The sequence below is a fragment of the Devosia indica genome (genome assembly GCF_003056405.1).
Classification (GTDB): Bacteria; Pseudomonadota; Alphaproteobacteria; order Rhizobiales; family Devosiaceae; genus Devosia; species Devosia indica.
In genome coordinates, this window is record NZ_PYVZ01000030.1 from 1 (window position 1) to 10,106 (window position 10,106).

10 protein-coding genes are annotated in these 10,106 nt (G+C 60.1%); 6 read left to right on the forward strand and 4 right to left on the reverse strand.

Annotated elements, in window-relative coordinates; genetic code table 11:
* The first annotated feature begins 523 nt into the window (after positions 1-523).
* The 3 genes from DDE76_RS18970 to DDE76_RS18980 are packed head-to-tail and all read left to right on the forward strand — an operon-like array spanning position 524 to position 2,745.
* Positions 524-1,342 carry an SDR family oxidoreductase gene (locus tag DDE76_RS18970; protein WP_104892164.1) on the forward strand — a complete coding sequence of 273 codons (819 nt, stop codon included), beginning with the start codon at positions 524-526 and terminating at the stop codon, positions 1,340-1,342.
* Entirely contained in the window at positions 1,336-2,064 is a 729-nt protein-coding gene (locus tag DDE76_RS18975) for a FadR/GntR family transcriptional regulator (protein WP_104892165.1), read from the forward strand. Before DDE76_RS18970 ends, DDE76_RS18975 begins: the two co-directional genes overlap by 7 nt.
* Positions 2,065-2,745 (forward strand): RraA family protein, encoded by a 681-nt coding sequence (locus DDE76_RS18980; RefSeq protein ID WP_104892166.1) that lies wholly within the window; start codon positions 2,065-2,067, stop codon positions 2,743-2,745. It begins immediately after the preceding gene.
* A gap of 75 nt (positions 2,746-2,820) precedes the next feature.
* Here DDE76_RS18980 and DDE76_RS18985 read toward each other — a convergent pair whose 3' ends face one another.
* From DDE76_RS18985 to DDE76_RS19000, 4 genes are all read right to left on the reverse strand, one after another.
* Positions 2,821-3,621, reverse strand: a complete 801-nt coding sequence (locus DDE76_RS18985) for an IclR family transcriptional regulator (protein ID WP_104892167.1) — start codon at positions 3,619-3,621, stop codon at positions 2,821-2,823.
* 80 nt (positions 3,622-3,701) lie between these two features.
* Positions 3,702-4,283 (reverse strand): DAK2 domain-containing protein, encoded by a 582-nt coding sequence (locus DDE76_RS18990; protein WP_245892085.1) that lies wholly within the window; start codon positions 4,281-4,283, stop codon positions 3,702-3,704.
* A gap of 57 nt (positions 4,284-4,340) precedes the next feature.
* Positions 4,341-5,336, reverse strand: coding sequence for a dihydroxyacetone kinase subunit DhaK (locus tag DDE76_RS18995; RefSeq protein ID WP_104894764.1), 996 nt, complete (start codon positions 5,334-5,336; stop codon positions 4,341-4,343).
* Positions 5,337-5,399: 63 nt separating this feature from the next.
* Entirely contained in the window at positions 5,400-6,335 is a 936-nt protein-coding gene (locus tag DDE76_RS19000) for a dihydrodipicolinate synthase family protein (RefSeq protein WP_245892086.1), read from the reverse strand.
* Positions 6,336-6,631: 296 nt separating this feature from the next.
* On the opposite strand from DDE76_RS19000, the gene DDE76_RS19005 reads away from it, so the two are divergent.
* The 3 genes from DDE76_RS19005 (at position 6,632) to DDE76_RS19015 (ending at position 9,710) form a co-directional block, all read left to right on the forward strand.
* Entirely contained in the window at positions 6,632-7,591 is a 960-nt protein-coding gene (locus DDE76_RS19005) for a tripartite tricarboxylate transporter substrate binding protein (protein WP_104892169.1), read from the forward strand.
* 157 nt (positions 7,592-7,748) lie between these two features.
* The gene (locus tag DDE76_RS19010) at positions 7,749-8,201 is read left to right on the forward strand and encodes a tripartite tricarboxylate transporter TctB family protein (RefSeq protein WP_157955928.1); all 453 of its coding nucleotides are present in this window, start codon (positions 7,749-7,751) and stop codon (positions 8,199-8,201) included.
* A gap of 6 nt (positions 8,202-8,207) precedes the next feature.
* Positions 8,208-9,710 (forward strand): tripartite tricarboxylate transporter permease, encoded by a 1,503-nt coding sequence (locus DDE76_RS19015; RefSeq protein WP_104892171.1) that lies wholly within the window; start codon positions 8,208-8,210, stop codon positions 9,708-9,710.
* Positions 9,711-10,106: the final 396 nt, after the last annotated feature.

Consider the following 10,106-nt stretch of genomic DNA (forward strand, 5'->3'; position numbering starts at 1 on the left):
GGCAAGATCGACGCGGATAGCGGCCGGGGCTTTGGTGCTGTTGGCTTGCATGCTGACCTCCAGGTGATGTTTGGCGACCTCACTCTGGCAGAGCGCTCGCCGCTTTCCATCCCCATAGGATCTTCACCACTTCAGACATTTAACTAGCCTTAGCAAAGTCCGGAAATCCGCCGGTCCGCTTTGCCGCTCTGTCGACTGAATGAAGAAACATAGCCGTCGGGCAGGCTCAATCTCCCATGTTTGGAAGCGTCGTTTCCCAGCTCATGGACGGGTTTGGACAGAGCGTAGCGCAAGATTTCTTCGAGTTCGCCCAATGTCTTTAGCCGAAGGACACGCTGGGCGTCCGGCCAATCGAATTGACCGCGAAGTGTCATTTCACCTCGAGAATTCCCAACAAAACGGGGCCCTTGCCAAAGTGCGGATCATCTAGCCGAGAACTCAGCGAACTACCTACTCGCACACCGGACTTGATCGACATGGCCAACTTATGACATATGACTTATGACATAAGTGGGAGAGTTTCATGTCGGATATGTTCAGCGTAGCTGGAAAAGTAGTGATCCTCACCGGAGGTCTGGGGCAGTTGGGTCGAGAATTTACCACCTCGCTGGCCAAGGCCGGGGCGAAAGTGGCGGTTTTCAGTCGGCGTCCGGTCAGTGCGGAGCAGTTTGATGAGCTATTTCCCGGGCTTGGCGAAAGTGTTCGCGTATACGAAGCCAGTGTCACAAAGAAGGCCGAGCTAGAAGTCGCGACCGACCAGGTTATTGCCGACTGGGGGGTGCCCGAAGTGTTGGTGAACAACGCCGGCATCGACTCCAAGCCTGATGGTGGCGCGGAACAGAACGCACCCTTTGAGGTCTACCCGCAAAAATTCTGGGACGAGATTATTGATGTCAACCTGACCGGCGTTATGCTGTGCAGCCAGGTGATTGGCGCCAAGATGGCCGAGAAGGGCCGTGGCAGCATCATCAATGTCGGCTCGATCTACGGCATCGTCTCGCCCAATCAGGCGCTTTATGCCTATCGCGAAGAGCGCGATGGCGTACCCTTCGTCAAGGCCGTGTCCTATGCCGCTTCAAAGTCCGGTCTGGTCAATCTGACCCGCTATGTGGCGACCTATTGGGCGGAAAAGAACGTCCGCTGCAATCTCATCTCCTTCGGCGGCGTCAAGACCGGCAGCTTCGATAAAGAGTTTGTCGATAACTTCCTCGAGCGTGTCCCGATGCGCCGTCAGGCCGAAAAGGGCGAGTACAACGGCGTCATCCAGTTCCTGGCGTCTGATGCCTCCACATACATGACCGGCTCCAATGTCGTGGTCGATGGCGGCTTTACCGCATGGTGACCGGCGGCGCGTCTGAGCGGGAAAAGCTGCACACCACGGTGGTCGCCGCCATCGAGGCGGAAATCCTGGCCGGGGAACTGAAGGTAGGCGAGCGCCTGCCTTCGGAAGCCGAGCTTGGCCGCCGCTTTTCCATCTCGACGCGCTCGGTCCGTGAAGGGCTGCAGGTTCTTGAAACCAAGGGGCTGGTGCGGCGCCGGCATGGCGAGCGGGCGGAAGTCGTGCGTGACGACGTCGAGCAGTTCCTCGGCTCGCTTGCGACAACGGTGAAGGCACTCTTTGCCGAAGATCCTGGCTATCTGGTTCAGCTCATGGATGTGCGGCGCATGTTTGAGCTCGAAGTGGTGGGGCGGCTGGCAGGCGGTGAGGGCGCGCTGTCCGACGAGGTCGATGCGGCAATCGAGAGCCTCGCCGCTGCCAAGGACTTTTCGCAATACGCCGAAGCGGACGCCAATTTTCATCTCGCCCTCGTGCAGTCGCTGGGCAATGAAATTCTCTCCAGCGTCTACGCCAATCTCTACGGGCTGATCACAGAGGTTATCCGGCTCACGAGCCGGGTGCCGAGCAAGACCCAGGCTGAGGGTGTGGCCGAACACCGGACCATTCTCGACGCCATTCGCAAGGGCAATGTTGAACGCAGCCGCACCTTGATGCGCGAGCACATCGATAACTCCACCACCTATCTTCATCAGGCGATTGACGCTGTAAAAAAGGGACAACCGTAAATGGCGGCTTATGACTACAACAACACCGACTGGGCTGCCATCAAACGTCTGTCGCAATGGTATTCAGGCGACATTCACGATGTGCTCGATGGCCGCGGGCCTTATGGCTATCTCAAGGGCATTTCGCAGTTCGGTGTTCTGGCACCCGGTCAGGTGGTGTGCGGCCCTGTTTCGACGGTGCTTTATGAGAAAAGCAGCCGCGTCGGCCAGCCGCAGGACGTTTATCACGGCGCGATTGATGCCGTGGTCAAGGGCGGCATACTCATGGTCGACAGCTCATGTGCGGAGGGGTCCGGCACGGGCGAATTGATGTCGAGCGGCGCCAAGACCAAGGGCGCGGCAGCGACCGTGGTCAACGGCACGGTGCGTGACCTCGCCGAGGTGCGCAAGCTCGATTACCCGCTATTTGCCAAAGGCATGAGCCCGGTTGGCGTCTCCGGTCGCATGGAGGCCACTTACTATCAGACAGAGCTTGATATCGATGGCGTGCGCATCCGACCCGGGGATGTAATTTTCGCGGATGTGACCGGCGTGGTCGTCATTCCTCATGAACTGGTCGGGGTCATCGCGGATGCTGCCGACGAACTGGGCAAGACCGAGGTGCAGTGCCGCCAGCGCATTCTAGCGGGTGAAGACCTTCAAGAAATATGGCCTGTCGGGAAAACCGGCGGACCCGTCTGAGGCTACGGATCGCGGGCTGTCGCCTCGCCGCCGCCCGTCACTATCACGCCCACCGGAGGAGGGGAGGCGATGCATTTACGAACGCACGTATCCCAGCCGCTGGGAAATCAGATTGGCGTGGTAGATGACGACCTGATTGAGTTTGTCTACCTCAGTGAGCGGCAATTGCCAGGCCGGTGCGCTGACGCTGATGCCTGCGAACACATGACCGGCCTGATTGCGAATGGGCGCGCCAACACAGCGCAGGCCGGGCTGATGTTCCCCTTCGTCGATGGCGTAGCCCCGCGCGCGCGTCTTGGTCAATTCAGCACGCAGCGCGTCCGGGTCGGTAATCGTGGATTCGGTATAGCGCTGCAGGCCAGCGTCAATGACGCGGTTCACTATCTCTGCGGGCTGGTAGGCCAGGATAGCCTTTCCGACGCTGGTGCAATGGACTGGGGAATTTTCCACCATAGTGTTGGACAGCATGGGTTCGGCTTCAGTGCGCTGGATCACCACCGCTCGATGCCCGTCGAACACAGCCAGATGCACGGCGTGGTTTGTCAGCCGGTGCAGCGCATCAACAATGGAATGCCCCTCCCGGTTGAGTTCAAGATTGGCCAGAACCGTGTTGCCAAGTTCAAAGAGGCGCAGCCCGAGCCGATAGGAATCGCGCTCCCGGTCCTGTTCGACGAACCCGACTTCGCGCATGGCCGCCAGAAGTCGATGCGTGGTGGAGCGCGGAAAGCCCGTCTTTGCGCAGATTTCGGCCAGCGTCAGCGCGCGGTGAGAAGTATCAAAGCAATCGAGCACGTGAGACACCTTAGTCAGCGACTTAAGGCTCTCATCGCTTCTGGAGCGCTTGGCCGGGGCCTCGGCTTGATCAGTGTCGGTCACAGATTACTTCTCTCAGCTGCGCTTGATGGCATTGGGTCAAGGTTCAAGCGGGGTTTTCATAATTCACTTCGCCGACGCCCTCAAGCAGCAGGGCTGTTGCCATGGTGATCCGCGGAGGCGACAGCGCGCACAATTTCGGCCAGTGCGAGCATGCCGGGGTCGTCCAGGCCCACGCTCTTTTCTGCGAACATCCGCGCGCGCCCCATCGCGGAAGGACGATCACGAAACGCGTCGAGAACCGCGTCCATCGCCTGCTGCGCAGCGTCAGCGGTTTCGGCGGCGGTGGTGTTGCCCTCAACACCTTTAGCAAGAGCATCGAGACCGTCGACAATAGTCTTGGCGCCCAATTCTGCCTTGCCGCGTGCCATAGCGGAATCGCGAATAGCAGCGATGATCGGAGCCAGTTCACGCCAGGCGATCTCATTCTTTCCGGCGGTCGCCTTGCTCGCTGTCATCATTGCGGTGATGATAAGTGTTCCCAGGCTGGAACCAGTGGATGCAGCGCCCGCCTTCGCAAGGGCCAGAAAACCGGCACCCAGATCCGGAGCGTCGGCCACATCGACACTGTGGAAGGTCGCAATCAGACGCGCCAGCATGGTGCCCGTGTCGCCATCGCCCAGCTTGGCATCGGCGGCGTTCAACTCATCGGTCAACGTGCTCATGGCCGCGTGGGCGCGGGCAATCGCCGTGCTCAGCGTGTTCAGAGTGATCGTCATCTCTTATTCTACCGTCCAGAATGGGCAGCTAGCCGGAGCACCAAGCAAGCTCTCGATTTCCTCATCCAGGAAACACAGGCTGATCGAAGCACCGCCCATTTCCATGGATGTCACGTACGGGCCAATGAGCGGTCGAACGATGGTCAGTCCGGCAGCGTCGAGTTTTTCAGCTGCGCGCCGGTAAAGGATGAACAGTTCCTCGAAGGGCGTGGAACCCAGGGAGTTTACGAGGACGGAGACGCGGCGTGTGTCGTCGGGGCGCTCGGCCAACAGCATTTCGATCATCTCATCGACGAGCGCATCGGCCGGACGCAGCTGCTTGCGCCAGATGCCTGGCTCGCCGTGAATTCCCATGCCCATTTCGATTTCATCATCACCGATCTCGAAATTGGGGCCGGCAGCGCCGGGGATCTGGCACGACGACGTCGCCACGCCGATGGTGCGCGTGCGATCGACGGTCTTCTGTGCGATGGTGGCGACCGTTTCGAGCTCGGCGCCAGTAGCGGCCATTGCGCCAGCCGTCTTGTAGGCGAAGATCAGTCCGGCAACCCCGCGGCGTTTCTCAGCCTCTTCGGGTTTGGCGCTGGCAATGTCGTCAGTGCCGAGCACGGTGCGTGTCTGCACGTCGTCCATGGCGGCAAATTCGCTAGCCATTTCGAAATTCATCTTGTCACCGCCATAATTGCCGAACAGGCACAAGACGCCTGCACCGCCATTTGCCGCTGCGATGGCGTCCTGGCACGAATTGATGGTGGGACCTTCAAATACATTTCCGATTGCGCAGGCATCGAGAAGGCCTTCGCCTACATAGCCGGTGAACAACGGCAAATGCCCCGAGCCACCGCCGGATACGACGCCTACTTTGCCCTTGCGCATGCCTTGCGTACGCGCAATGGCGCGTTTGTCGCCACCCACCCGGGTCAGGCCGGGATGAGCCATGCACAGCCCGTCGAGCATTTCCTCGACGTAGTTAGCCGGGTCGTTGATCAGCTTTTTCATGTGTTCCCTCCAGGCGTCGTCGGAGTGGACGGGCCAGCTGCGTGCTGGCCCGCCATTGCGCAATCAGGCAGCCGAACTGGCGCGGACCGAAGTCAGTTCCAGAACCGGACCGAGCACGGCATCGATCGCGGCCTTCTGCTCGTCGGTCACGCGCTCCATCGGCGCGCGCGGGTGGAACATGGGCAGACCCTGACGGTGCTGAATGTACTTCACGCAGGCCGGAAGGTTGTCGTGGCGCAGAGAATTCCAGAGCGCGTTCAGGCGGAAGTGGATGTCCTTGGCGGTCTTGTGATCGCCGGCTTCAACCGCGTCAAAAAGTTTTACGGTGACACCGGGTACGGCGCAGGTCAGGGCGCTGATCGCGCCATGGGCGCCAAGTGCGAAGCTGGGGTAGAGCAGCGCATCGATGCCGGTGAGCACGAGGTTTTCCGGCTTGGCGCGCAGCATGAGATCGGACACCGACTTCACATCGCCCGAGGACTGCTTCATGCCCACAACGCCGGGCACGGCCTCCATGATGGCCAGCATGTCGTCGATCGAAAGGTAGTTCCAGGGGATCACATTGTAGATCAGAATCGGCACCTGGGTCTCTTCCCAGATGGCACGGAAGTGCTCGATCGTGGCTTCGCGGCCCGGCTTGAACAGATAGTGGACCGGGGTGACCTGCAGCGCGTCGATCTTGATGTCGCCCAGAGCCTTCACGCGATCAATGGCTTCACGGGTCGACTGAACAATAAGACCGACGACAAACTGCACACGACCGGCATTAGCGTCATGCGCCTCGATCATGGCCTCGGTGAATTCGGTCGAGGACAGGGTGTGGCCTTCGCCAGTCGAACCGCCGACGACGATTCCGTTCACGCCGGAGTCGATCATGAAGTCGACTTGCGCCTTCAGGGCGCCCTTGGCGAGATTGCCATGCTCATCAAAAGGCATGGACAGCGGCGGCAGGATGCCTGTCAGCGTGTTGCGCAGCTTTTGCGCGATAGGGTTGCTCATCGAATTCCTCCACAGCGTGGACGGTCGCCACCATGGCGAGCCCGTCCTTCAAATTACCCAAACGTAGGGCGAATTCCGCCCGGCGCGATTAAAATTCCATAATGCGGAATATTGTCCCTTAAACTGATAGAGGGAATGATCTCTTGTTGTCAATCAGATTGGGCGGGTACGCCGTGAATTGCCACAAAATTTGGGATTCGGATTGACATGTTAGTTCCGGTATATGGTATATATGCCTGCAATACGGCATCTCGTGTTCCGTATGTCGGAAAGCCGACTACCTTGGGAGGAAAGAAATGAACCACCTTAAGAAGCTTATTGGCGCCTTCGCGCTTTCGGTTATGGCGGTTGCGCCGGCCGCCGCTCAGTATCCTGAGCAGGCCATCAACCTGATCGTGCCTTGGGGTGCCGGCGGTGGCACCGATGCGACGGGTCGCATCATTGCCACCCTGCTCGAAAAAGAGCTGGGTCAGCCTATTAACGTGATCAACCGCACCGGCGGTGGTGGCATCGTGGGCCACACCGAGATCGCTTACGCACAGCCCGACGGGTATACGTTGGGTGTGATCACCACCGAGCTGTCCATGTACCACTGGACCGGTGTTTCGCCGCTCAACTACGAAGACTATGAAGCTATCGCTCTGTTCAATGCCGATCCTGAGGCCATCTTCGTCCGGGCTGACGGTCCCAGCATCGACGAGCTGCTCGACAATGTGCGCGCCAATCCGGGCGCCGTGAAGGCATCGGGCGCCAACCTGGGCGGTATGGCACACCTTGGTTGGGCCGGCGTGCTGGTGACCAACGACATCGACCCGGCGACGGCGCCGTGGGTGCCCTCGGAAGGTGCCGCACCGAGCCTTCAGCTTCTCGCCTCTGGTGCGATCGAAGTGGTCGCAACCACCATGCCTGATGCTCGCCCCATGGTTGAAGCCGGCGAAGTCAAGCCGCTGATCGTGGCCGCCAATGAGCGTGTTGAAGCTGCCCCCGACGTTCCTACTGCTGAAGAAGCTCTGGGTAACAAGTGGGCCGCATACGCCTGGCGCGGTATCGCCGCACCTAAAGGCCTGCCTGAAGACGTCAAGGCGCGCCTGGTGGAAGCCCTGGACACGGTTGTGAACTCCCAGGAGTTCGTCGACTTCATGGCGCAGCGCAATTTCGGCATCGACTATCGCGATGCAGCAGGCTTCGAGGCCTTCATGAAGGACGCCGATGAATCCATCGGCAAGGCCCTGCAGGCTGTCGGACTCGCCGAGTAAGCCAGATGTTTGACGGTGGCCGGCGCATGCCGGCCGCTCCACTTCTCAGGGCGCCGTTCTCGTTCATCGACGACCGGCGTCCTGATCCTTTAGCTGACGCGCAGCATTAAAAGGGCCGCGTCAACTGCCGATTGAACGGTGCAGTCAGGAGACACGCGTGAAGCAGGTAATCCCGATGGACAGCGCGCTAGGCATCATCTTTGCCCTGGCCGGTGCCGCCATATTGCAGCAAGCGCTGAACATGAACACTCTGCCCGGCATGAACGTCGGTCCGGGGCTGTTCCCCTCCATAGTTGGCGGCGGTATGGCCATCATGGGCGCAGCGCTGACTGTGCAGGGATGGTTGGAACGCAACCTGCCGGAAGACGATGCCCCACCGCTCGTCACGTGGTTCGCCGCCGGTGTCCTTGCTGCGCTGATCGCAGTGATCGTGGTCATGCCCTATCTCGGGTTCCTGGTTGCTGGCACCGGCTTTGCAGCCATCATCGTGCGCATGAGCGGCGGGAACTGGATGAAGGCGCTTATCTTCAGCCCCGTCGCCACCGCGCTCATCTATTTCACCTTCACCGAGCTGATGCGCGTGCCGCTGCCCAGCGGTATTCTGGGATAAAAGACCATGGAAGCATTTGTTCTCGCCGCCGGTCTCGTCTTCAACGTCGAAACGCTACTCACCATCTTCCTCGCCGCCGTGTTTGGCCTGTTTGTCGGTGCCATCCCCGGCCTGACGGCCACCATGGCGACCGCGCTTCTGGTGCCCATTACCTTTTACATGGATCCCATCCCGGCAATCGCCGCGATCATTTCATGTACCGCCATGGCCATCACAGCCGGCGATCTGCCCGGAACGCTGTTGCGCATCCCCGGCACGCCGGCTTCGGCCGCGTATGTCGAGGATTCCTATCGGCTGGCGCAAAACGGTCAGGCTGGCCTTGCCATTGGCATCGGCGTAATGGGCTCAGTCTTGGGTGGCCTTTTCGGCTTCATGTTCCTGCTGTTTGCCGCGCCCATGTTGGCAAAGGCGGCGCTTGGCTTTTCCAGCTTCGAGTATTTCTGGCTGGCCGTTCTGGGATTGAGCTGCGCCGCGCTCATCTCGTCGGGCGGTCTGGTCAAGGGGGCGCTCGCGCTGCTTCTGGGGTTGTTCATCTCGCAGGTGGGCATGGATCCGCTCACCGCGACGCCGCGCTTTACCTTTGGCGTTCTTGAGCTCATGGGTGGTATCAGCTTCATTCCGGTGATGATCGGCATGTTTGCCGTGTCCGAAGTGATGCGTTCGGGGCGCCGGGCCATGGCTGCCGTGCCGCAAATGTCAGTCAAGAACCCTTTCGAGGGCGCGTTGGGCGCCATCTGGAAGTACCGTAAGAACCAGATGCGTGGCTCGCTCATCGGCTCGCTGTTGGGAGCGCTGCCCGGCGTCGGCGGCGACCTTGCCGCGTGGATCACTTATTCATTGGCCAAGCGCACATCCAAGACGCCCGAAAAGTTCGGTACGGGACATCCCGAGGGACTGGTTGAAGCAGGGGCCACGAACAATTCAGCGCTCAGCGCATCCTGGATTCCCGCCATGGTGTTCGGCATTCCCGGTGACGCCGTGACCGCCATCGCAGTGGGTGTGCTGGTCATGAAAGGGCTCGATCCCGGCCCTACGTTGATGACGCTGCGCCCCGAGAACTTCTACGCGGTGATGATCGTCTTCGCCATTGCCAACGTGTTGATGCTGCCGCTAGGCTGGGTGGCTGCCAAAACCGCGCGCCACATCTTCGAGGTGCCGCGAGCGCTACTCAACGCTGCCATCCTTCTGTTCTGCATCGTCGGCTCCTATTCGATCAACAACTCCATGTTCGGCGTGATGATGATGTTGGGCGCCGGTGTCATCGCTTACGTGCTGGAGGCGCGCATGATCGCGATTGCTCCCATTATCTTGGGCATCGTGCTCGGTCCGCTTGTGGAAACCAACTTCACCACTTCAATGATGATCGCCGATGGGAATTTGCTTGGTTTCTTCAGTCGGCCCGTGGCCGCCGCTTTTGGCGTCGCCACTGTTGCGATCTGGGCTTTTGCGGCATATCGCGCGGTTTCGGCAGCTATTCACGCTCGTGCGGCGCAAACAGGACCCGTCTAGGGTGGGTCCGCGATCGCATTTGCCGGTGAGTTGAAGCGGATAATCTGTATGTTCTCGTCGCGGGGCAGTGACTTTTGCAGCCTGGAGGACCTGGAATTTCCGAGGACCATCAAAGGCGCTGCAGACAGCAGGCGCTTGAGCGATGTGACCCAGAACAGCAGGCTGCACTGTGGCGAAGAACCTCTGCGCTGTTGGGGCTACCTTGCCATGGCCGCTATAGCCTTCGTAGAGAGTCGGCGAGAATGGGCAGGGAGCAGCCGAGCAGCAACGCGCCCGAGGCTGTGTGAGAACTCCGCGCGGCTGTTGGCTCAGGTAATTTGCGATGGAGCACCTAGGCTCCCTTCATCCTGTTATCGCCCTGAGTGTTGAAGCAACGCCGGCAACGGCGATGGCGCG